This window comes from Paenarthrobacter sp. YIM B13468, from assembly GCF_042788025.1.
GTDB classification, from domain to species: domain Bacteria; phylum Actinomycetota; class Actinomycetes; order Actinomycetales; family Micrococcaceae; genus Arthrobacter; species Arthrobacter aromaticivorans.
The window spans coordinates 315,200-335,272 of the sequence record NZ_JBHZPI010000002.1; the positions used below are offsets into that span (position 1 = coordinate 315,200).

The 20,073-nt window shown below is 60.1% G+C and carries 26 protein-coding genes; 21 read left to right on the top strand and 5 right to left on the bottom strand.

Translation table 11 applies throughout. From position 1 onward, the window contains the following. The first annotated feature begins 41 nt into the window (after positions 1-41). The 9 genes from ACFX4T_RS03525 (at position 42) to ACFX4T_RS03565 (ending at position 4,332) form a co-directional block, all read left to right on the top strand. On the top strand, positions 42-233 hold the full coding sequence (locus tag ACFX4T_RS03525) for a helix-turn-helix transcriptional regulator (protein WP_377650795.1): 192 nt from the start codon (positions 42-44) through the stop codon (positions 231-233). 171 nt (positions 234-404) lie between these two features. Next, positions 405-743, top strand: coding sequence for a hypothetical protein (locus ACFX4T_RS03530; protein ID WP_377650796.1), 339 nt, complete (start codon positions 405-407; stop codon positions 741-743). A gap of 11 nt (positions 744-754) precedes the next feature. Further along, complete coding sequence (locus ACFX4T_RS03535; RefSeq protein ID WP_377650797.1) at positions 755-1,498, top strand: hypothetical protein; 744 nt, start codon at positions 755-757, stop codon at positions 1,496-1,498. Next, entirely contained in the window at positions 1,495-1,692 is a 198-nt protein-coding gene (locus tag ACFX4T_RS03540) for a hypothetical protein (RefSeq protein ID WP_377650798.1), read from the top strand. The genes ACFX4T_RS03535 and ACFX4T_RS03540 overlap by 4 nt, the downstream gene beginning before the upstream one ends. Positions 1,693-1,694: 2 nt before the next feature. Continuing rightward, positions 1,695-1,880 (top strand): hypothetical protein, encoded by a 186-nt coding sequence (locus ACFX4T_RS03545; RefSeq protein WP_377650799.1) that lies wholly within the window; start codon positions 1,695-1,697, stop codon positions 1,878-1,880. Next, positions 1,877-2,035, top strand: coding sequence for a hypothetical protein (locus ACFX4T_RS03550; protein ID WP_377650800.1), 159 nt, complete (start codon positions 1,877-1,879; stop codon positions 2,033-2,035). Before ACFX4T_RS03545 ends, ACFX4T_RS03550 begins: the two co-directional genes overlap by 4 nt. Beyond that, positions 2,035-2,919, top strand: coding sequence for a hypothetical protein (locus ACFX4T_RS03555; RefSeq protein ID WP_377650801.1), 885 nt, complete (start codon positions 2,035-2,037; stop codon positions 2,917-2,919). The genes ACFX4T_RS03550 and ACFX4T_RS03555 overlap by 1 nt, the downstream gene beginning before the upstream one ends. 329 nt (positions 2,920-3,248) lie before the next feature. Then, positions 3,249-4,022, top strand: coding sequence for a hypothetical protein (locus ACFX4T_RS03560; RefSeq protein WP_377650802.1), 774 nt, complete (start codon positions 3,249-3,251; stop codon positions 4,020-4,022). A 52-nt stretch (positions 4,023-4,074) separates the two neighbouring features. Beyond that, positions 4,075-4,332, top strand: coding sequence for a hypothetical protein (locus ACFX4T_RS03565; protein WP_377650803.1), 258 nt, complete (start codon positions 4,075-4,077; stop codon positions 4,330-4,332). 395 nt (positions 4,333-4,727) lie between these two features. Here ACFX4T_RS03565 and ACFX4T_RS03570 read toward each other — a convergent pair whose 3' ends face one another. Beyond that, the gene (locus tag ACFX4T_RS03570; RefSeq protein WP_377650804.1) at positions 4,728-4,871 is read right to left on the bottom strand and encodes a hypothetical protein; all 144 of its coding nucleotides are present in this window, start codon (positions 4,869-4,871) and stop codon (positions 4,728-4,730) included. Positions 4,872-5,070: 199 nt separating this feature from the next. Then, positions 5,071-5,703 (bottom strand): DUF3800 domain-containing protein, encoded by a 633-nt coding sequence (locus tag ACFX4T_RS03575; protein WP_377650805.1) that lies wholly within the window; start codon positions 5,701-5,703, stop codon positions 5,071-5,073. A 115-nt stretch (positions 5,704-5,818) separates the two neighbouring features. Here ACFX4T_RS03575 and ACFX4T_RS03580 point away from each other — a divergent pair, with 115 nt between their 5' ends. Genes ACFX4T_RS03580 through ACFX4T_RS03590 form a run of 3 tightly spaced genes read left to right on the top strand, consistent with a single transcriptional unit; the run spans position 5,819 to position 6,856 of the window. Continuing rightward, entirely contained in the window at positions 5,819-6,424 is a 606-nt protein-coding gene (locus tag ACFX4T_RS03580) for a hypothetical protein (RefSeq protein WP_377650806.1), read from the top strand. Position 6,425: 1 nt separating this feature from the next. Further along, the gene (locus ACFX4T_RS03585; protein WP_377650807.1) at positions 6,426-6,623 is read left to right on the top strand and encodes a helix-turn-helix domain-containing protein; all 198 of its coding nucleotides are present in this window, start codon (positions 6,426-6,428) and stop codon (positions 6,621-6,623) included. Further along, a complete protein-coding gene (locus ACFX4T_RS03590; protein ID WP_377650808.1) occupies positions 6,620-6,856 on the top strand; it encodes a hypothetical protein in 237 nt (78 codons plus the stop codon). Before ACFX4T_RS03585 ends, ACFX4T_RS03590 begins: the two co-directional genes overlap by 4 nt. A 2-nt stretch (positions 6,857-6,858) precedes the next feature. Here the strand turns inward: ACFX4T_RS03590 and ACFX4T_RS03595 are convergent, their stop codons facing one another. Then, a complete protein-coding gene (locus ACFX4T_RS03595) occupies positions 6,859-7,062 on the bottom strand; it encodes a helix-turn-helix domain-containing protein (protein WP_377650809.1) in 204 nt (67 codons plus the stop codon). Positions 7,063-7,552: 490 nt separating this feature from the next. On the opposite strand from ACFX4T_RS03595, the gene ACFX4T_RS03600 reads away from it, so the two are divergent. The 4 genes from ACFX4T_RS03600 to ACFX4T_RS03615 all read left to right on the top strand — a co-directional run bounded on the left by ACFX4T_RS03600 (position 7,553) and on the right by ACFX4T_RS03615 (position 12,945). Continuing rightward, positions 7,553-9,235 carry an ABC transporter substrate-binding protein gene (locus ACFX4T_RS03600; protein ID WP_216925184.1) on the top strand — a complete coding sequence of 561 codons (1,683 nt, stop codon included), beginning with the start codon at positions 7,553-7,555 and terminating at the stop codon, positions 9,233-9,235. Between the two features lie 126 nt (positions 9,236-9,361). After that, positions 9,362-10,291, top strand: coding sequence for an ABC transporter permease (locus tag ACFX4T_RS03605; protein ID WP_216925185.1), 930 nt, complete (start codon positions 9,362-9,364; stop codon positions 10,289-10,291). Continuing rightward, a complete protein-coding gene (locus ACFX4T_RS03610; protein WP_223946485.1) occupies positions 10,281-11,225 on the top strand; it encodes an ABC transporter permease in 945 nt (314 codons plus the stop codon). The genes ACFX4T_RS03605 and ACFX4T_RS03610 overlap by 11 nt, the downstream gene beginning before the upstream one ends. 10 nt (positions 11,226-11,235) lie before the next feature. Continuing rightward, complete coding sequence (locus ACFX4T_RS03615; protein ID WP_223946484.1) at positions 11,236-12,945, top strand: ABC transporter ATP-binding protein; 1,710 nt, start codon at positions 11,236-11,238, stop codon at positions 12,943-12,945. A gap of 172 nt (positions 12,946-13,117) precedes the next feature. Here ACFX4T_RS03615 and ACFX4T_RS03620 read toward each other — a convergent pair whose 3' ends face one another. Then, entirely contained in the window at positions 13,118-13,969 is an 852-nt protein-coding gene (locus ACFX4T_RS03620; RefSeq protein WP_223946483.1) for an SGNH/GDSL hydrolase family protein, read from the bottom strand. Between the two features lie 281 nt (positions 13,970-14,250). Between ACFX4T_RS03620 and typA the strand changes: the two genes are divergently transcribed. Together typA and ACFX4T_RS03630 are read left to right on the top strand one after the other, a co-directional pair. Further along, positions 14,251-16,167, top strand: a complete 1,917-nt coding sequence (gene typA / locus ACFX4T_RS03625; RefSeq protein WP_216925189.1) for a translational GTPase TypA — start codon at positions 14,251-14,253, stop codon at positions 16,165-16,167. A 33-nt stretch (positions 16,168-16,200) separates the two neighbouring features. After that, complete coding sequence (locus ACFX4T_RS03630; RefSeq protein WP_377650810.1) at positions 16,201-16,590, top strand: hypothetical protein; 390 nt, start codon at positions 16,201-16,203, stop codon at positions 16,588-16,590. 21 nt (positions 16,591-16,611) lie between these two features. Here ACFX4T_RS03630 and ACFX4T_RS03635 read toward each other — a convergent pair whose 3' ends face one another. After that, entirely contained in the window at positions 16,612-16,848 is a 237-nt protein-coding gene (locus ACFX4T_RS03635) for a hypothetical protein (protein ID WP_377650811.1), read from the bottom strand. 135 nt (positions 16,849-16,983) lie between these two features. Between ACFX4T_RS03635 and fdxA the strand changes: the two genes are divergently transcribed. The 3 genes from fdxA to ACFX4T_RS03650 all read left to right on the top strand — a co-directional run bounded on the left by fdxA (position 16,984) and on the right by ACFX4T_RS03650 (position 19,989). After that, on the top strand, positions 16,984-17,310 hold the full coding sequence (gene fdxA / locus ACFX4T_RS03640) for a ferredoxin (RefSeq protein ID WP_018776555.1): 327 nt from the start codon (positions 16,984-16,986) through the stop codon (positions 17,308-17,310). Positions 17,311-17,324: 14 nt separating this feature from the next. Beyond that, positions 17,325-18,473: a succinyldiaminopimelate transaminase gene (gene dapC / locus ACFX4T_RS03645; protein ID WP_377650812.1), complete on the top strand. Its 1,149-nt coding sequence runs from the start codon at positions 17,325-17,327 to the stop codon at positions 18,471-18,473. Positions 18,474-18,705: 232 nt separating this feature from the next. Then, the gene (locus ACFX4T_RS03650; RefSeq protein WP_377650813.1) at positions 18,706-19,989 is read left to right on the top strand and encodes a citrate synthase; all 1,284 of its coding nucleotides are present in this window, start codon (positions 18,706-18,708) and stop codon (positions 19,987-19,989) included. Positions 19,990-20,073: the final 84 nt, after the last annotated feature.

The following is a 20,073-nucleotide window of genomic DNA, read 5'->3' on the forward strand; positions in this document are numbered from 1 at the left end:
GTTCCTGTCAGGGATACGCATAGTACTTCTTAGGAGAGTAAATGGAAGGTGTAAAGCTGCTCACGATTTTTGAGGTGGCAGAGCTAGTCAGGAAAACGCCCGGGCAACTGCGCTGGCTTCGGCATCAAGGCAAGGGCCCCACAAGCGCCAAGCTCGGGGGCCGCATCGTCTACCGAGAGCAAGACGTTTTGGACTGGGTGAATACAGCATTCAGCGAGCAGGTACCTGCATGAGCGGCTGCCGTTGTGAGTGGCTGGGCGACTGCTCTTGCGAAGGCCCGCCAATGCCGGCAATGAGTCCAGCCAAGGCTTGCAAGATCAGCCTCAAGACAGAGAAAAGCCGTGACGCCTCGCCAAAGTCCGCCACGGCCAACAAACCAACCCACGACTAAAAGGAAGATTCTCTTGCCACACACTATCAAGCGTCCCGCCACAGTGCGAGAGCTCGGCAAAATGGCTGAAGAAATGAACATGACGGCGGCTCAGCTTCTTGAGTTCCTTGGCCCTTGGTCGGAGCCGCCGGAGGGGTACACCCTGGATCCCCATTCGGACGTTCGCTGGCTGGGTCCTGAGACGTATCACCAGAAGTGGATCATCACGCCCGTCTGGAACTCCACGACAGACACCCATTCCTTCGATATCTGGCTTGCAGAACACCAACCACCAAACTATGCCCAGCTATCGGCAGAAGACGCGCTGGAGCTCGCCGCCGCCCTTGCAGCCGCATCCAAGCCGCGGAGATAGGACAGAGCCCCTTGAACGACAACCCGGACTTCACCCGAGAGCCGATAGGACGGTTTGAATGGGAACGCTTGATTCGGCGGGCGATCCTCAAGCCGTCAAGTGTGAAGCTGCTGGGGCTTGTCATGGCTACGTATGCCAGCGCCGATGGGACGCGAGTCCGCCCAGGCCAACGGCGTCTGGCGAACGTCATGGGAACCAGCGTGAGCACCGTGGAGCGCGGCCAGCGGGCGCTGGAGTCCTACGGCTTCGTGGAGATGACGTATAAGGGCCACTCTGCTGGCCGCGGGCGCTCAGGAGGCTACGCAAGCGAGTACCGGCTGACTGTCCCCTCGGATCTGCTGGAACGAATCCCAATGTTGGATCCCGAAGAGAATCACCCAGCACCCATGACGGGTGACTCTCAGATACAGCCAGCACCAGTGACGGGTAAATACCCTCCGGAGGGTTCGCGAGACTCTCGCGAACCCCAATGTTCGGAGGATGTTCGGGCGAACGCCCGCCTGGATATACCCGTCATTCCAGAAGAAACACCCGTCACTGGTGCGGAAACACCCGTCATTTTGACGGAATCACCCAGCACCCATGACGTACCACCAGATCACTACCACCACATCAAAGACCAACCAAAGAACATCAATCAGGCGGTTTCGTCACCTTCCGTAACGCACGCGAGCGGAAGCCCGATTGAAGACGAACGCAACCGACAACTCAACGCCCTGGCCGAATTGATTGAAAGGGAGAAACAAGCCTCATGACTGGCAACAGGCGACCCTACGTCAAAGTCCGGAAGTACTGCTGGAAGGACCGATCCGGGGAGATCATCCCCGGCGTCTCCCTCTGGGGCCGGAACCTCGTAGCCCACCTCACCTACGACGAAGCCCGCCACCTCGCGGACAGGCTCCACGACCTCGTAGACACCGCCAACGCACCATCACAGAAAGAAGACTGATAATGCCTCAGAAGCACGATAAGGGCCAGCAGAAGCGCCAGCGACGTGAGCGCCGCGCTCAAGAGCTCGAGAACCAGCAGGAAAGCCCGCTTTCACTGGCCATCCAGCTCGTTGAAAGAGGCCTCTGCAACGACCACATCCTAGGCAACCTGAAACGCCGCCCCTACTTCGAAAGCGAACGCCGATGAATCACGACGACGAGTTCTACAAGCAGATCCTGCAAGACGCTGACAACGACGCTGAACCTACCGTCGACGACATTGTCAGCGAAGCACTAAACAAACCCACAGACACCACACCAAAAATAAAGAAGCACGCACGCCTCAAAGTCCAGGAGGGCTAATGACCATCAACGCACGGCACTACAAGATTGACACCAAGGCAACCTTCCGAGAGCTCCGCACATCCGAGCTCACGACGTGGCTCCAAGCCCTCGAAGACATGGCAGTGAACACCGACCACCTTGGGCCCGTCTACTCGAGTCTGGCCAACGTCGGAATCATCAACCGCTACGCCAAGGACTTCAAAGAAGCCAATGGCATTGACTCCCGCGCAGCCGCAAGAAGACTCGCCGCTGAACCGGGAAGCTATGACACCGCAACAGCTCTGGTAACAACCGTCTCAGTGGTAAACACCGACGACTACCTAGACGAAGCAATCGAAACCTTCGAACTCGCCGTCACTTTCGCCGAAGCAGACGCATGGCAGCATTTCCGGAGGGCATCAAGCCGAACAGTCGAGTTGCTGAAGCCCCTCCTGGCCGACGCGGCAGCCGGGATTCAGAAGACCCGAGACGCCATCCCCGACAGCACCAAGGACTTGGAAGACGCCGCCCGCCGAGGAAAGGGAGAGGCGTGGCTCCAACTTGAGAAACACCTTCTCACGCTGGACACCATCGGCGCGCTGCTCGCTGACTGGCACTCAAACAAGATCATCAACAACGACAGCAAGCGGGACATCAACAACTACAGCATCAACCAACTGCTGTACGAAGACGCTGACCAGATCAGCCAATACGCCGAGCCAGCCAAAGCAGCCGGCATGAATAGGATGATGGCTCGTGCTCGAGCCATCACACTCGCCCGGCCGCGGATCCACACCCCAGCAGAAGCAGACGCGAAACGCTCCAAGCGGGGCGAAGTCAGTGCCGCCAGCATCGCGGAGCATGAGGCAAAGCAGGATGTCGTCTACGGCCAAGTACGAAGTCGACTACAGGCCTCGAAGTAGATCAATGACTCAGGGGAGGGGCGGGGGGACCCCTCCCCCCGGGTCCGCTCTTCTGCCGTAGAGGCGCTGTAACTTTCTCCTTGTACGGTTCCCCACGTTTCAGGGGTACGGCCGGATCCGCCAGATTTCCGCCTCCAGAAGCCCGGAAAAGCCCTGGACTAGCGAGACATCCAGGACATGGGGAAACTGCCACAGAGGGGCGCCTTCAGGGATATCCGTTACAACCAACCACTAGCCAGACCTTCGCATTGCGGCTACGTGCCGCGTGTTCCTGCTACTCGAAGCAGAGTGATTGCGATTCCTTACCAACATGCAAAGGGAACGAAGCCATGGGACAGATTGACGACCTTACACAGAGCCGACTCCGGGAGATCTTCGACCGACTTAGCGCCTTGGAACATGCTTCTCCACAGCACAGCATGTCCATCACCCGCGGCAACCTCAGAGTGGCGGGCGGCGGATCCATCATCGTGGAGAATGGCGGCCTTGACGTAACCGGGACGGCCACCATCTCGGGCACACTTGTTGCTTCCGGTGACATCGACATGTCTGGTTCTTTCACGGCCTCCGGAGATGTAAACCTCAACGGCCCTACCGAGATCACCGGCGTAACGTCCATAGCCGGCGACACCACCGTGACAGGTGACTTCACGGTGACAGGGCCAACCCACCTCAACGGAACGACGGACATTGCAGGGGACACAACCGTGACGGGCGACTTCGATGTCAACGGACCCATGAAAACCACGGGGACACTCGACGTGCAAGGCGCCACAACTCTCAGAAGCGACCTGACGGTTACCACTGGTGGACGGATCAGGGCAGGCGACACCGAGATTCATCCAGGAGGAAACATCCAGTTCGGCCCTGACCTGCAAATCACCCCGGATAACGGCACGGGTAGCGCGGCAATACAGAATGGCGCCTCCGAGATAATCCTTACTCCCGAAAACCCCGATTACTGGGCCCAGTTCACCGGCGGCGCCTACTTCCAAGGAAAGGTCAGGGCGGCCGCGCTGCGGCTCTCATCGCTGCCGACGACAAGCGCTCCCGCAAACCTCTTCATAGACACGGACGGGACGATAAAACGATCCCTGGCGTAACCAGCTTGAATGAAACCACCCGCAGCAACACCCACGAAAGGACACACGCAGAATGGTCAAGATCATGTACAACGGAGCAACGATCGATTGCCCGGACTTCACCGACTACGCCGAAACGAAGGAAACCATCGCCAAGCTGGCCGCGGAAGGCAAGTACGACTGGTTTGAGTACACAGCGTCCAACGCAAACGTGAGTCTCCTGATCGGCCCTGGGATCCCGTTTGCCATCGTGGACGACTCCGCGGGGCGCATCTCTCCTACGCTCACTGACAAGAACTTGAGCGCGTTTATCCGCGGGGAAGACGTCTAGGGGCAACCGGGGGCGGCGTCCTGCGACGGCACCGCCCCCTCCGCGGTTTTTTGATTTTCTAGCTGGGCCAGAGGGTTGACTGGAGCGAGGCACCCGCAATGACGAAGCCCCCCACAACGATGCAAGCCCAAGATCCTGGCCCTGTCCAGCTCCTAGCTACCTTGAGATAATGCAGGGTCGCCAGCAGGCCTCCGAGTGCCACAATGAGGGCGCCGAAAAAGTTCCCCCACGAAGCTGACCAGTATCCATTGGGTAGAAATGCCATGAAGCCAGTGACGAGTCCGGCCAGGGCGATGGCAGCGGTGTGCTGAAGGGCTTTGGCGACGGACGGTGGTTCTTGCTGTTCTGGGCATGGTTTGTTCACCCGGTTACTTTACCGGCACTTAGACGGTGCCTTAGCGAACAGTCCAGCTCACACAGGCCTTGGCGCACCGCCACTCTTTCCCCCGGCTTCCCAGAACAGGCTCAATCTGCGGGCGCATGCGGACCTCGCCGCCGCATTTGGGGCACTGGTCCGGGATCTCTTCTTGTGTACTCATGCGACGAGCATATCCGGGCAAATAAGGACACGGCACTGTGGATAAAGTGGTGACAACCTGTGGATAAACCCGGTTGAAATGTGGGTAAAGGGCGTGCAATGATTAGTGCACAGAGACCCGCCGACTGAATAGTCTCCGTATGGTGCGCGTGCTTCTTCCTGAAGATAGGTCGGTGGGTCGCCCTTTTCTCGGGTCCCTGTCAGCGAAAATTCCAGTAGGACCCATTTGGCTGGTATGACCGCGGCCTGATCAGTCGAAGATGCTTCGGATCAGCTTTTTTGTGGGTACGCTCCCCACGCTGAATTGCACCAGCAACCATGTCAGCTAGCTGGATGCCAACGTTCTGTTTTGAGTCGGCCCACTCGACTTTTGCGATGGTGCCGGGGCTGGCACGGTTGGCCATCGCCATCAGATATGCATGATCAGTGATCCCAAAGGCCTTGGTGTCCTGGCCGTCGATGACTACCTTGGCGCCGTGAATGGTCCCAAAGCCATGGCTGAGCAACTGGCGGATTGCAAAGCTCTTCAGGGCAGCGGGGTTGTTCCGGAGATGACCGCTGTAGATCTGGGACTTGTCCATGACGATAGCCCGGATGTTGTATCGGATGTCGGCCGTGCAATTGAAGAAGCAATCCTTCACGCGCTCCTTGGTCTTGGCATATTTGAACTCGGTCTTCAGGCCGTTGTGCTGTGCGCAGGATTCCATGCACTGCTTGAGGCGAAGGATCTCCGATGGGTCCTTGAAGACGCAGGCTGCCATGACAAGGTGGCTGCTGGAACCTGACTCAAACTTGAACCCGCCATCGCCTGAGTCATCGATGAAAATATGCACCTCCCCATTTTGCCGCAAGCCACCGACATTACCGGCCGCCCGATGAGGCCATCCGAAGTGAACCCATGCCGGCACGCCCTCTGTGCCCACCTCTGGCTACACGTATGATCCCCAAGTGAACATTATTTGTGGGGATGCATTGGGCGTCACGTGCGGTACGTGGGTGGCCTTCTGGAACGGCGCAATGGGAGCCTTTATTGGAGCCCTTGTGGCCCTGGTTGTTGTTCTCTTAACCGGCGCCATGCAGCGTCGGCAAACCCGAGAGTCTCGCGAAATCGAAGCAATCGCTGGCTTCATATCCGCCATGGGCAGAGCTTATGAAGAGGTACGGGCGAATGATCATTCAAAGCCCCGGGAGCTAATGATTACGCTACTCGCCGCGACTGTGAGGCTGAGACTCGCAAGCCCTGAAGCCTCTAAGATTGCGCACGCCGTGGAAGCATGGCCAAGCGCGATCGAGCTTCTGGCGGCTGATGAGCTAACGGCCCAACGGCGGGAGATTTATCTTGGCGTTAACGTACGGATGCTGATCTCGGATGCCTACGCCAAGGCGCTGGACGTGGTGCCAGCCTGGCAGTCAGGAAACGCCGCCAAGAAGCGGAAATGCCTGGACGAATTGAAAGACATGACCCAAGTCCTTGTAGAGAGTGCGGAAACAGCAGAGCAGGCCATTAGGGATAGCGCCCGCTCCAGCAGGGAACCTTCCACGGCAGAGGCGTAGGATGCCCATCCCAAAACTGGCCTTGACGTTCGAGGAAGCTGCTGAGGCTTGCGGGTACAGCGTCCGCACACTGAAGTATCAGGTCGCCCAGGGCAACCTCCTGGCCCGCTACGCGAACTCCAAGGGAGTGATCCGCGTAGAGGATCTGGCGAAGTGGTTGGATGACTTGCCGGGCGAGCCACCAGGTCCGCGCTCATGAGCTCTGGAGCCGTGTTCAGGACACCGGAAGACGTTGCCCCGGAGTTGTGGATGACGCCCACCGAATTGCGGCGTTACTCCATAGAGTCAGGCCATCACACAAGGCTCAGCCGTAACCGCATCATGCTCCACGCCGACGACGTCGCGAACATCATCGCCTGGGTACGGCAACGGAAGAAGAAGCCGACCGATTGGGCAGAGGAATCAGGTGTGGGGCGCGATCCATTCGCCTAGCTTCAGCTCAGCTCGGAGGGCAGCGACTCAAGCCAGGCGGCCAACTCAGCGGCCGGGATCACCGGCTTGCTTCCGATATACTTCACAGCCATCTCCCCGCGCTCCACGATCCTCTGTAGTGAGCGGACGGAAACGCCAACCGAGTCGGCCGCCTCCTGATACGTGAACGCGAGCTTAGTAGCGTGGCAAGAGCAGCAGTCAGACATGGCGCCAGTCTGGCAGCCCAGTCCGCAAAAAGTCCGCAAGAGGGACTAGAACTGCCTAAAGCCTACAACTACAGACAACACACAAAACCGCGTCATCTAGCGGAATCCCGTCACTCACAAATCTAGGCAACCATCTAAGGTGAGTTCCGCTTCAACGTTTAAAGCAAGGACGCTGCCCTGAGCAGCGATGTTGTAAAGGGTCTCGGTTCAGAGTATGAACCGAGGCCCTTTTTTGTGCCTAAAAACCGCTTGTCCTGCTGTCAGACAGCGAATATTACCACCGAGTAGCTTTTGACTTGAAATTCCCGCCAGTTTAGGCATCTGGAGGTTGCGGAACGGTTACAGTTTGGCCAGCGAGTCCCACCATCTGGACACAATGTGGGTAGGCTTACACACACATGTAGGCAACGTCACAGTAGGAAAACTGTGTCTGCGCCTGGGGGTCATCACAAATTTCCCCTGATCAACTCCACGACTCATAGGAGGCGGAATGCGTTTCTCGCGCACTTCCAAAGCTCTAGGCGTAGCGGCGATAATCGCCCTCGCAGTGACCGGTTGCGGCGGCGGCTCCGGCAGCAACACGAATAGTTCTGCCGCAGCCGACCCCAACAAGGTCATCACCGCATACAGCAACGAACCGCAGCACCCGCTGCTTCCCGCAAACACCAACGAGGTGTACGGCGGCCGCGTTGTCGAGCTGCTGTTCGAAGGCCTCCGCGCCTACGATGCCAGCGGCAAGCCGGTCAACGCGCTGGCCGAGTCCATTGACACCACGGACTCGCAGAACTGGACCATCAAGGTCAAGTCCGGTGCCAAGTTCACGAATGGCGAGGAAATCACCGCGAAGACGTTCGTTGACTCCTGGAACTTTGCAGCGCTGAGCACCAACCTCCAGAACAACGGCTTCTTCTTCGAGTCCATCGAAGGCTACGCCGATGTCAGTGCCGTGAATGAAACCACCGGGGCCGACGGCAAGAAGACCTCCACTCCGGCACCGAAGGCTCAGACGATGTCCGGCCTGGCAGCCAAGGACGATCAGACCATTACGGTCAAGCTGTCCCAGCCCGAGGCCGACTGGTCACTGCGCCTGGGCTACTCCGCTTTCTACCCGCTGCCCTCCGCTGCCCTGAAGGACCCGAAGACTTTCGGTGAAAACCCGGTTGGCAACGGCCCCTACAAGTTCGCCAAGGAAGGTTCCTGGGTACACGACCAGTCCATCTCGCTGGTCAAGAACCCCGACTACAACGGTCCGCGTGCTGCGAAGAATGGTGGCGTGACCTTCAAGTTCTATACGGATCCGGGTCCCGCTTACACGGATCTCCAGGCTGACAACCTTGACGTCACCGACGTCCTGCCGTCGAACGCACTGAAGACGTACACCACGGACTTCCAGGACCGTAACTCCACCAAGCCGGTTGCCAACAACTCCACCCTGAACATCCCGGGTTACAACCCGAACTTCCAGGGCGAAGCAGGCAAGCTGCGCCGCCAGGCGCTGTCCCACGCCATCAACCGTGAAGAGATCACCAAGGTCATCTTCAACGGCACCCGCACCCCTGCCACCGAATTCACGGCCCCCGTGCTTGATGGCTACAACGACAAGATCCCGGGCAACGATGTCCTGAAGTTCGATGTCCAGAAGGCTAAAGACCTTTGGGCACAGGCTGAAAAGATCAAGCCGTACGACGCTTCCAAGCCGCTCCAGATTGCTTCGAACACCGATGGTGGCAACAAGGAATGGATCGACGCCGTGGCCAACGGCTTCAAGAACAACCTCGGCATCCAGGCCGAAATCCAGCCGTTTGCGAAGTTCGCTGAGGTCCTGGACCTGCGCAAGTCCCAGTCCCTCCCGGGCCTGACTCGCTCCGGCTGGCAGGGTGATTACCCATCGCTCTACAACTTCCTTGGACCGGTGTGGGCAACCAACGCATCGTCGAACTACGAGAAGTACTCGAACCCGGAGTTCGACAAGTTGCTCAAGGAAGGCCTTGCAGCCAAGACGCCTGAAGACGCCAATACCAAGTTCAACAAGGCACAGGAAATCCTCTTCCAGGATCTCCCCGGCCTGCCCCTGTGGTACCTGAACCGTCCGATCGTGTGGAGCAACAACGTTGTGAAGGCCGAGACCGGCTGGAACGGCGGAATCCTCTACTACAACATCGAGGCCAAGTAGTCCTCAGGATCTGAACTTGCCGTGAGGCATGGGGGCCCGGCCATGGTGCCGGGCCCCCAATTGCTTGCTTCGGCAGGAAGGCAAACATGACATACCTACAACCGTCCAGAGAGAGCGGGGTGAACCGTGGTCCGCTACATTCTGCGTAGGCTCCTCCAGGTGATTCCCGTCTTCCTGGGAACCACACTCCTTGTCTACTACATGGTGTTCGCCCTTCCCGGCGACCCCATCGCAGCGCTCTTCGGCGACCGCCAACCTCCTCAGAGCGTCATCGACGCACTGAGGAACCAGTACAACCTCGACCAGCCGTTCTGGGTGCAATACGGGATCTTCCTGAAGAACCTGTTCACCTTCAATCTCGGCGTTGACTTTACGCAGCAACCCATTGCAGCTTCGCTTGCAAGGGCTTTCCCGGTGACGGCGATGCTCGCTGTCGAAGCACTTATTATCCAGGCCGTCTTCGGCATCGCGTTCGGTGTTTTCGCCGGCCTGCGCAAGGGTAAGCTCTTTGACTCCACCGTCCTGGTCGCGTCACTGGTGGTCATTGCTGTTCCCACGTTCGTCCTCGGCTTTGTCTTCCAGCTTGTGTTCGGTGTCCAGCTTGGCTGGGCAAAACCGACCGTTGGAGCGAACGCCGATTGGGGCAACCTGATCCTGCCCGCGGTAGTCCTGGGCCTGGTTTCGTTCGCGTACGTCCTGCGCCTGACCCGTGCATCGGTCAGCGAAAACATGAACGCCGACTATGTACGGACTGCAACGGCCAAGGGCCTTTCCCGCCCGCGCGTCGTGATGGCGCATATTCTGAGGAACTCGCTGATTCCCGTGGTGACCTATCTCGGTGCGAACCTTGGCGGCCTCATGGGCGGCGCAATTGTCACCGAGGGCATCTTCAACGTCCCGGGAGTCGGCAACAAGCTTTTCCAAGCCATTCAGCGCAGCGAAGGCCCCACCATCGTTGTGATCGTCAGTGTCCTTGTTCTTGTCTTTGTTGTCACCAATCTCCTGGTTGACCTCCTGTACGCCTGGCTTGACCCGAGGATCCGCTATGACCAGTAACACTGAACACTTCGTCGCCCCAATCGACGAGACTCCGCTGCAGGCCACGGACACCGTCAAGCTTGAACAGGCGCCCCTCAGCCTTTGGGCCGATGCCTGGCGCAAGCTGCGCCGGCGCCCGCTGTTCATCATCTCTGCGCTGTTGATCCTTCTGTTGACGACGGTCGCCCTTTTCCCCGGCCTCTTTACGAGCGTTGCGCCCGACAGCGACTGCCAGTTGGCCAACTCGGAGGCAGGACCCACGTCCGGACACCCGCTCGGTTTCACGCTGCAAGGCTGTGACGTCTATTCGCGTGTCATCCATGGCACGCAAGCTTCTTTGTCCGTGGGCGTCCTGTCTGTGCTCTGCGTGATCGTCATCGGTGTGACCCTGGGTGCACTGGCCGGATACTACGGCGGCTGGCTCGATGCTGTGCTTGCCCGTTTGGGTGACATCTTCTTCGCCCTCCCCATCATCCTGGGCGCTCTCGTTATCACGCAGCTGCCGTTCTTCCGGGAAAACAGGGGCGTCTGGACCGTGGTCATCACCATATCCATGCTGGCGTGGCCGCAGATGGCCCGTATTACGCGCGGTGCCGTTCTTGAGGTCCGCAACGCTGATTTCGTGACCGCGGCGCGTTCGCTGGGTGTTTCCAACTTCGGGGCATTGCTGAAGCACGCGCTGCCGAACGCACTGGCTCCCGTGATTGTCCTTGCAACCCTGGAACTCGGTGTCTTCATCGTTCTCGAAGCCACACTGTCCTTCCTGGGTGTCGGCCTGCCGCTGAGCGTGATGTCGTGGGGCAACGACATCTCGGCGGCCAACGCGTCCATCCGCACCAACCCTGGAATTCTGCTCTACCCGGCAGCGGCCCTGTCCATCACCGTCCTGAGCTTCATTATGCTTGGCGACGCCGTCCGCGATGCTCTTGATCCCAAGAGCCGTCAGCGCTAAGGAGGCGACCATGGCTTCTGCCAATATTAGAATCGATGAAGTCGCGGCACAGGTAAGGCCAATCCTGGAAATCAAGGACCTGGCCATCACCTTCAAGACCGGCTCTGGTGAGGTCAAAGCGGTCAAAAACGCCCACTTGACCATCATGCCGGGCGAGACTGTCGCCATCGTGGGGGAGTCCGGTTCGGGAAAGTCGACGACGGCCCTTGCCGCCATTGGCTTGTTGCCGAACAACGGACGTGTCTCGGGTGGGCAGATCCTGCTGGACGGCGAGGACATCTCCCATGCGCCGGAAAAGCGCATGATTGAACTCCGCGGCAGCCACATCGGCATGGTCCCCCAGGACCCGATGTCCAACCTCAACCCGGTCTGGAAGATCGGCTACCAGGTCCGCGAAACCCTCAAAGCCAACGGTCGTCCGGACGGACCTGAAGACGTTGCGCGCGCTTTGGCTGAGGCGGGTCTTCCTGATGCTGCACGGCGTGCCAAGCAGTATCCGCATGAGTTCTCCGGCGGTATGCGCCAGCGCGCCCTCATTGCGATCGGGCTCAGTTGCCAACCCAAGCTCCTGATCGCGGACGAGCCCACGTCTGCATTGGACGTCACTGTCCAGCGCAAAATCCTGGACCACCTGGACACCATGACCACGGAGCTCGGTACGTCCGTGCTGCTCATTACGCACGACCTCGGCCTTGCTGCGGAGCGCGCGGACAAAGTAGTGGTCATGTACCAAGGGAACGTTGTTGAAGCAGGACCGTCCTTGGAGCTGCTGCGAAACCCGCAGCATCCATACACCCGGCGCTTGGTGGAATCGGCTCCCTCGCTCGCATCCCGCCGAATCCAGGTTGCCAAGGAGCAGGGTGTGGAAGCCAGCGACCTCCTTGCTCCGGTCTCGGTGGCTAAAGCCCGTGCAACGGACGAGGTCCTGCAGATCAAGAACCTGCGCAAGGTTTACAAACTGCGGCAGGGACTGGGCCAAACGGCCGATTTTGCCGCGGTGGATGGCGTCAGCTTCCACGTCAAGCGCGGAACCACCACGGCGATTGTGGGGGAATCCGGTTCGGGTAAATCCACGGTGGCCAAGATGGTCCTGCAACTGGAGAAACCGACCGAGGGCCAGATTGTTTTCGACGGCGTGGACACCGCCGGGCTCAAAGGCAAGGATCTGTTCAAGTTCCGGCGCCGCGTACAGCCGATTTTCCAGGACCCTTATGGCTCCCTGGACCCGATGTACAACATCTTCCGGACCATCGAAGAGCCTCTCCGGGTCCACAAGATCGGAAATGCGGCCAGTCGGCAAAAGAAGGTCCGCGAACTGCTGGACCAGGTGGCTTTGCCACAGTCCATGATGCAGAGGTATCCGAACGAGCTTTCGGGCGGTCAGCGGCAACGCATTGCTATTGCCCGGGCATTGGCCTTGGACCCCGAAGTGATCATCTGCGATGAGGCCGTGTCCGCATTGGACGTCCTGGTCCAGGCCCAGGTGCTGAACCTCCTGGCAGACCTCCAGGACAACCTCGGCTTGACCTACTTGTTCATCACCCACGACCTCGCGGTGGTGCGCCAGATCGCGGACCACGTCTGCGTCATGGAAAAGGGCAAGCTCGTAGAGACAGGCAGCACGGACAGTGTCTTCGACAACCCGCGTGAGGCTTACACGCAGGCCCTCTTGGAAGCCATTCCTGGCGGTTCGCTGCTGCTGCCGCCCGCGGTGGCCTGACCGGCGTCGTACTCTCTGCCGCGAGGCAACAGTAGCCGACGAGACAACAGCAAGAGCCGGTGGTTCCCAGATGTGGGAACCACCGGCTCTTGCCGTTAAAGCACTCGTTGTGGGGCCTGCTCTGCGTGCCAAAACACCCAGGAAGGGCGCCAAGCGGGCCCCACAACAGCCTTTATTCGGATGAAACGGACGTGTCCGTGTCCGGGCGGGCTGCTAAACCAAGAGCGCCCAGCTCGCGCGCCAGAACGGTGCCCAGCTTCGCGTGGCCGGATGGTTTCATATGGACGCCGTCCTGCAGGTCGGCAACGGCATCGTAGCGGGTCAACCAGTCGCCCGCGCTGACAAACGGGATCGCTTGCTTGGCGGCGATCCGGCCGAGGAGAGCATCCACCTCGGAACGGCGGCCGCCCCCGTTGTCGGCTCCGCGGGCCAGGGTCCCGATCATTGCCAGCCGGGCGCCGGGATAGCGCTTCTTGAGTGCAGCAAGGAGCCTGTCGGCGTTGCTGCTGATCTGGGCATCAGTTGCCTTCTGCGTGGCGTCGTTGCCGCCGCCTTGCACCACGATCAGGGGCGGATCCCCGTATGGCAGCAACCAATCCCCACGCTGGAGCGCGTCGATGTAGTTGCCCGTCTTGCCGTTGGAGGCCACGAATCCCGTTCCGCCCATTCCCACGACGTGCAATTTGTATCCAAGTGCGGAGATTCCCCTTTGCGGCCACGAGTCCTTGGGCATGGCCTGGGAATCGCCAATCAATACGGCCGTGTGGCGCACGTCGGCCAGGACCACTTCGTCGCGGTTGTTCGCCGGATTCCTGTAGAGCGAGCCCACCGGCAGGTCCAGGGGACTAGGGCTGGGCGCTATCGTTCGGGGTTTGTCCGCGGCGGACGTCTCGGCAGGAACGGGCGCAGCTGAGCGCGGGGTGGTGGGTGGTGGGGTGGCTTGGTTTGGTCCGCAGCCGACCACAAGAACGCCAACGGCGATCAAGGGTGCGAGCAGGCGGAACGCGGCCGAGGCTTTGCGCATCGTTGGTCTCCGTATGGCACTGGTTCTGCAGCAATCATGGGGCAAAGGAAACAGAAAATCCAGCATCTTGACTGCCGGTTACTAAAGCGTGATGTGCTGTGATGGGCGCCACAAATGGAGGTTAAATGGCTTGCTTTTTAGGCTGATAAATGCAACTGCGTTTAGACTTGCTTTAGGTGCCCTGTGTCCCGGGGTCTTTTCGTTGTGTGTTCCGATCAGGTGATCAGGTATGCGCGCGGATACAAACAACTGACTTCACCACTGAAACGAGTCATCAACGCATGTCTGAAACCATCACCAACACTGCGTCGCGGAGCGATCTGCGCAACGTCGCGATCGTCGCACACGTTGACCACGGCAAGACCACCCTGGTCGACGCCATGCTCAAGCAGACCAACTCCTTCGCTTCCCACGGTGAGGTTGAGGACCGCGTCATGGACTCCGGTGACCTGGAGCGCGAAAAGGGGATCACGATCCTCGCCAAGAACACCACGGTTGCCTACAACGGCCCGTCGTCCAATGGCGAAACCATCACCATCAACGTCATCGACACCCCCGGCCACGCCGACTTCGGTGGCGAGGTTGAGCGCGGTCTTTCCATGGTCGACGGCGTCGTCCTGTTGGTCGACTCTTCCGAGGGTCCGCTGCCCCAGACCCGCTTCGTGCTCCGCAAGGCCCTTGCTGCGCACCTTCCGGTGATCCTCCTGGTCAACAAGACGGACCGTCCCGATGCCCGCATCGATGAGGTTGTCCACGAGTCCATGGACCTGCTGCTGGGCCTGGCTTCGGACCTTGCCGATGAAGTTCCGGACCTGGACCTGGACAAGGTCCTGGAAGTTCCGGTCGTCTATGCTGCTGCCAAGGTTGGCCGCGCCTCTCTGGACCAGCCGGACAACGGCTCCGCCCCGGAGAACGAGGACCTTGAGCCCCTGTTCAAGACCATCATCGAGCACATCCCGGCCCCCACCTACAACCCGGATGGCGTTCTCCAGGCACACGTGACCAACCTGGACGCTTCGCCGTTCCTTGGCCGCCTCGCCTTGCTCCGCATTTACAACGGCACCCTCCGCAAGGGCCAGACCGTAGCCTGGGCCCGTGCCAACGGCGAACTCAAGAACGTCAAGATCACCGAACTGCTGGCCACCAAGGCACTGACCCGCGTTCCTGCCGAAGAAGCCGGTCCCGGTGAAATCGTGGCAGTCGCCGGTATCGAGGACATCACCATTGGTGAAACCCTCACGGACGCCGAGAACCCGCAGCCGCTGCCGTTGATCACCGTTGATGACCCGGCGATCTCCATGACCATCGGTATCAACACCTCTCCGCTGGCCGGCAAGGTCAAGGGCGCCAAGGTCACCGCCCGCCAGGTGAAGGACCGCCTGGACAAGGAACTGATCGGTAACGTCTCCATCAAGGTTCTGCCCACCGAGCGTCCCGACGCTTGGGAAGTACAGGGCCGTGGTGAGCTCGCGCTTGCAATCCTCGTTGAGCAGATGCGTCGCGAAGGTTTCGAGCTCACCGTTGGCAAGCCGCAGGTAGTCACCAAGACCATCGACGGCAAGCTGCACGAGCCGATGGAACACATGACCATCGACGTGCCGGAAGAGTACCTGGGTGCCGTAACGCAGCTCATGGCTGCCCGCAAGGGCCGCATGACCAACATGGCCAACCACGGCACCGGCTGGTGCCGCATGGAATTCATCGTTCCCGCCCGTGGCCTCATCGGCTTCCGTACCCGGTTCCTCACGGACACCCGTGGTGCCGGCATCGCGGCTTCCATTTCCGAAGGCTACGAGCCGTGGGCCGGCCCGATCGAATACCGTACCAACGGTTCGATGATCGCGGACCGCGCCGGTGTTGTGACGCCGTTCGCCATGATTAACCTTCAGGAGCGCGGTTCCTTCTTCGTGAAGCCCACCTCCGAGGTGTACGAAGGCATGATCGTTGGCGAGAACTCCCGCGCCGATGACATGGACGTGAACATCACCAAGGAAAAGAAGCTCACCAACATGCGTGCGGCTTCCTCGGATTCCTTCGAGAACCTGACCCCGCCGCGTGAGCTCACCCTTGAAGAGTCGCTCGAATTCGCACGTGAAGACGAGTGCGTTGAGGTGACGCCGGAGGACATCCGTATCCGCAAGGTCATCCTCGATTCCAACGAGCGTGCCAAGGCCAACCGCGCCCGCGCAAAGGCCTAGTCCGGCCCGGTTGAACCCGGCTGGAACAGCAGAATGAACAAGGAAGTCGCCAGTACGGCCCGTGGCATAGCCGCGGCCGTGCTGGCGGCTCTTTTTGTTGCTGTAGCAGGAACGGCATTGCACCGGCAGACCATGGTGATATCCGGCGTCGACCTCGCCTGGGGTGTCTGCGCCGCGCTGCTGATGCTTGCCTCGGTCCAGTTGTGGCTGGCGGCCTGGTCAGGTTCAGTGATCCCGACGGCGGCAGCTGGGGTGGTTGCTTACGCCACAGTTGGTGCATTGTCCTCCGGAGGACCCGACAAACAGCTGTTGCTGGGCGACGCCGTGGGCAACGTCTGGGTGTTTGGCATAGCTGTGGTCACGTTGATCATGCTTCTGGTTGCCAGTCGCCTGCGGAAGCGATGGCGGACAGCTGCTGGGTAGGTAGCGTCCGGTACGCAGCCGCTAAGGCCGCCCGCGCCGGGGCGGCGGTGGGGGAACTTCTTTCGCGGCGATGACCAACGCCAAGGGAATTTCGACGTCGGAGGTCAGAGTCCGTACGGTGCAGCTGCTCTCGGTGGTGGTCACCAGGTACCCCAGCGCATCCGTCAGGCCGTCCTGAATCCTGTAGCGGACCACCACCCGAATGCCCGGCTGCGCTGTGAGCAGAAATTGTCGAGGTGGCAAATGCGAGGGAGTCACCGTTTCATACTAAGACGCGGGCTAGGTTGGCGTCATAGCACTGGTGGATAATAGGCTCAGAAGTTGAATGTCCGGCATGCTGCCGGCCGTATTACCCCGGCAATGGCCGGGACAAACCGTGGAGAGGTCTGGGACGTGACGTACGTAATCGCGCAGCCGTGTGTAGATGTCAAGGACAAGGCATGTATCGAAGAATGCCCTGTTGACTGCATTTACGAAGGTGAGCGTTCCCTCTACATCCACCCTGATGAATGCGTCGACTGTGGTGCCTGCGAACCCGTATGCCCTGTTGAGGCCATCTACTACGAGGATGACACCCCGGAAGAGTGGGCTGACTACTACAAGGCCAACGTCGAATTCTTTGACGACCTCGGTTCCCCGGGTGGCGCTGCGAAGATCGGGAACACCGGCAAGGACCACCCGTTCATTGCAGCCCTGCCCCCGCAAAACCAAGACCACTAAGGGCGGTTGCTTCCTTGATTTCCGCGGCACCGGCCTTTGGCCTTAACCTGCCCGACTACCCGTGGGAGGCCATGGCGCCGTATGTTGCAGCCGCCTCCAAGCACCCCGGGGGCGTGGTCAACCTGTCCATCGGAACGCCTGTGGACCCCACACCACAGCTGGTCCGCGACGCCCTTGCTGCGGCGTCGGATGCCCATGGCTACCCGACTGTGCACGGCACCGAGGCGTTGAGGCACGCGGTCGTGGAATGGTTCGCCACCCGCCGCGGGGTCCCCAATCTGGATCCAAGGGACGTTATGCCTACCGTGGGCTCCAAGGAGCTCGTCGCCTGGTTGCCCTTCTTGCTTGGCCTTGGCACGGGGGACGTCGTGGTCAGGCCTACGGTGGCTTACCCCACGTACGATATCGGCGCGATGCTGGCAGGAGCTACGGCCGTAGCGGCGGACAGCCTGGACGAACTGGATGCCGCAACGCGTGCAAGGGTTCGCTTGGTTTGGATCAATTCACCGGGCAATCCCACGGGCAGTGTCCGGAGCGTTGAATCCCTCCGCGGGATCGTTGACCAAGCGCGCGAAATCGGCGCCGTAGTGGCTTCCGACGAATGCTACGCCGAGCTCGGCTGGGGGGAATGGGATGCCCAGCGTGGGGGAGAAGCTGTCCCGAGCGTCCTGGACCCAAGGGTTTCCGGTGGTTCCACGGATGGCCTGCTGTGCGTATATTCGCTGAGCAAACAGTCCAACCTGGCCGGCTATCGGGCTGCTTTCGTGGCCGGAGACTCCGCGATTATGGCCAACCTTGTTAACAGCCGCAAGCATGCAGGAATGATCGTGCCCTACCCGGTGCAGGAGGCGATGCGCGTCGCTTTGGGCGATTCTGGCCACGTACTTGCCCAGAAGGATCTGTACCGCGGCCGCCGCGAGAGGATCGTTCCGGCTCTTGAGAAGTTCGGGTTGCAGATCCACGACTCCAATGCCGGCCTCTATCTATGGTCCACGGCCGGTGAAGCTACGTGGGAGACTGTGGCCCGTTTTGCTGAGCGGGGGATCGTCGTAGGTCCCGGTGTCTTTTACGGTGATGCCGGCAACGGCTTCATCCGGGTGGCACTAACCGGCAGTGATGAACGCATTGACGCAGCCGTGGAGAGGTTAAGCGCAAGCTCATAACAATGCTGTGACTTGTGCCACAAGTCGCGTCATTCCGCCAGTAACCGGACGGAACGGATTAGTTCCGGAGGGTTACTGGCGGTAGCTTTTTAACTGACTATCAATGGTGGCCTTCAATAAGAAAGCACTGCGGTCGTTGGAGCCCTGCAACAGTGGGGCCGAAGACGACGTCACCAGAAGTTGGTTGGACAAGCGTTCTATAGAGGCCCAGAGGCCTCATGAAGGGGACTCCATGACTGAGACCACCAGCGCGACACTGCGCCATGCCGGCGGCGAACTTGAACTGCCGCGCATCCAGGTTGTAGAAGGAAACGAAGGTTATGACGTTTCCAAGCTGCTGAAGCAGACGGGCGCCGTCGCCTATGACCCCGGCTTCATGAACACAGCGGCCACCACCTCGGCCATCACTTACATCGACGGCGACGCAGGCATCCTGCGGTACCGCGGTTACCCCATCGAGCAGCTCGCGCAGCACTCGAGCTTCCTCGAAGTTTCCTACCTGCTGATCTACGGCAACCTTCCCACTCCCACGGAGCTGGAAGAGTTCGATCAGAAGATCCGCCGCCACACGCTTCTGCATGAGGAGCTCAAGGGCTTCTTCGGTGGGTTCCCGCGCGACGCGCACCCCATGCCGGTGCTGTCCTCGGCCGTTTCGGCGTTGTCCACGTTCTACCAGGACTCGCTGGATCCCTTCAACGCCGAGCACGTTGAAGTTTCCACCATCCGCCTCATGGCCAAGCTGCCGGTGATTGCGGCCTACGCACACAAGAAGTCCATTGGCCAGCCCATGCTGTACCCGGACAACTCCATGAACCTGGTGGAGAACTTCCTGCGCCTGAGCTTCGGCCTCCCGGCCGAGCAGTACGAGCTGGACCCCGTTGTCGTTAAAGCCCTGGATCTGCTGCTCATCCTGCATGCCGACCACGAGCAGAACTGTTCCACCTCTACCGTCCGTTTGGTGGGTTCCTCCAACGCGAACCTCTTCGCTTCGGTATCCGCCGGCATCAACGCGCTCTTCGGACCCGCCCACGGCGGCGCCAATGAGGCCGTGCTGAAGATGCTGCGCCAGATCCAGGCCGAGGGAATCAAGCCCGAGGACTACATGGAGAAGGTCAAGAACAAGGAAGACGGCGTCCGCCTCATGGGCTTCGGTCACCGTGTTTACAAGAACTACGATCCCCGTGCCAAGATCATCAAGGCAACGGCCCACGAGGTCCTGGGCAAGCTCGGCGGCAACGACGAACTGCTGGACATCGCCATGCGCCTTGAAGAGAAGGCCCTGGCTGATGACTACTTCATCCAGCGCAAGCTGTACCCGAACGTAGACTTCTACACCGGCCTGATCTACAAGGCGATGGGTTTCCCGGAGAAGATGTTCACCGTCCTCTTCGCCATCGGCCGCCTCCCGGGCTGGATTGCCCAGTGGCGCGAAATGATCAACGATCCCCAGACCAAGATCGGCCGCCCGCGGCAGCTCTACACGGGGGAGCCGGAGCGCAACTACCCGGCCAACTGATACGGCCGCCAAGGCGCTCCAGAGATCCGGGTGCTCAACCGCTTCTACGGAGTGGTCGCGGAAGCCTTGGTCACCGGCGTAGCT

Bases quoted from the DNA above. Each gene is read 5' to 3' on its own strand.
- ACFX4T_RS03620 (WP_223946483.1), bottom strand. From the start codon at position 13,969: ATGCGCAAAGCCTCGGCCGCGTTCCGCCTGCTCGCACCCTTGATCGCC.
- ACFX4T_RS03595 (WP_377650809.1), bottom strand. From the start codon at position 7,062: ATGTCTGACTGCTGCTCTTGCCACGCTACTAAGCTCGCGTTCACGTAT.
- ACFX4T_RS03610 (WP_223946485.1), top strand. From the start codon at position 10,281: ATGACCAGTAACACTGAACACTTCGTCGCCCCAATCGACGAGACTCCG.
- ACFX4T_RS03545 (WP_377650799.1), top strand. From the start codon at position 1,695: ATGCCTCAGAAGCACGATAAGGGCCAGCAGAAGCGCCAGCGACGTGAG.
- ACFX4T_RS03565 (WP_377650803.1), top strand. From the start codon at position 4,075: ATGGTCAAGATCATGTACAACGGAGCAACGATCGATTGCCCGGACTTC.
- ACFX4T_RS03600 (WP_216925184.1), top strand. From the start codon at position 7,553: ATGCGTTTCTCGCGCACTTCCAAAGCTCTAGGCGTAGCGGCGATAATC.
- typA (WP_216925189.1), top strand. From the start codon at position 14,251: ATGTCTGAAACCATCACCAACACTGCGTCGCGGAGCGATCTGCGCAAC.
- ACFX4T_RS03650 (WP_377650813.1), top strand. From the start codon at position 18,706: ATGACTGAGACCACCAGCGCGACACTGCGCCATGCCGGCGGCGAACTT.
- ACFX4T_RS03585 (WP_377650807.1), top strand. From the start codon at position 6,426: ATGCCCATCCCAAAACTGGCCTTGACGTTCGAGGAAGCTGCTGAGGCT.
- ACFX4T_RS03630 (WP_377650810.1), top strand. From the start codon at position 16,201: ATGAACAAGGAAGTCGCCAGTACGGCCCGTGGCATAGCCGCGGCCGTG.
- ACFX4T_RS03570 (WP_377650804.1), bottom strand. From the start codon at position 4,871: ATGAGTACACAAGAAGAGATCCCGGACCAGTGCCCCAAATGCGGCGGC.
- ACFX4T_RS03615 (WP_223946484.1), top strand. From the start codon at position 11,236: ATGGCTTCTGCCAATATTAGAATCGATGAAGTCGCGGCACAGGTAAGG.
- ACFX4T_RS03560 (WP_377650802.1), top strand. From the start codon at position 3,249: ATGGGACAGATTGACGACCTTACACAGAGCCGACTCCGGGAGATCTTC.
- ACFX4T_RS03525 (WP_377650795.1), top strand. From the start codon at position 42: ATGGAAGGTGTAAAGCTGCTCACGATTTTTGAGGTGGCAGAGCTAGTC.
- ACFX4T_RS03540 (WP_377650798.1), top strand. From the start codon at position 1,495: ATGACTGGCAACAGGCGACCCTACGTCAAAGTCCGGAAGTACTGCTGG.
- ACFX4T_RS03590 (WP_377650808.1), top strand. From the start codon at position 6,620: ATGAGCTCTGGAGCCGTGTTCAGGACACCGGAAGACGTTGCCCCGGAG.
- ACFX4T_RS03555 (WP_377650801.1), top strand. From the start codon at position 2,035: ATGACCATCAACGCACGGCACTACAAGATTGACACCAAGGCAACCTTC.
- ACFX4T_RS03550 (WP_377650800.1), top strand. From the start codon at position 1,877: ATGAATCACGACGACGAGTTCTACAAGCAGATCCTGCAAGACGCTGAC.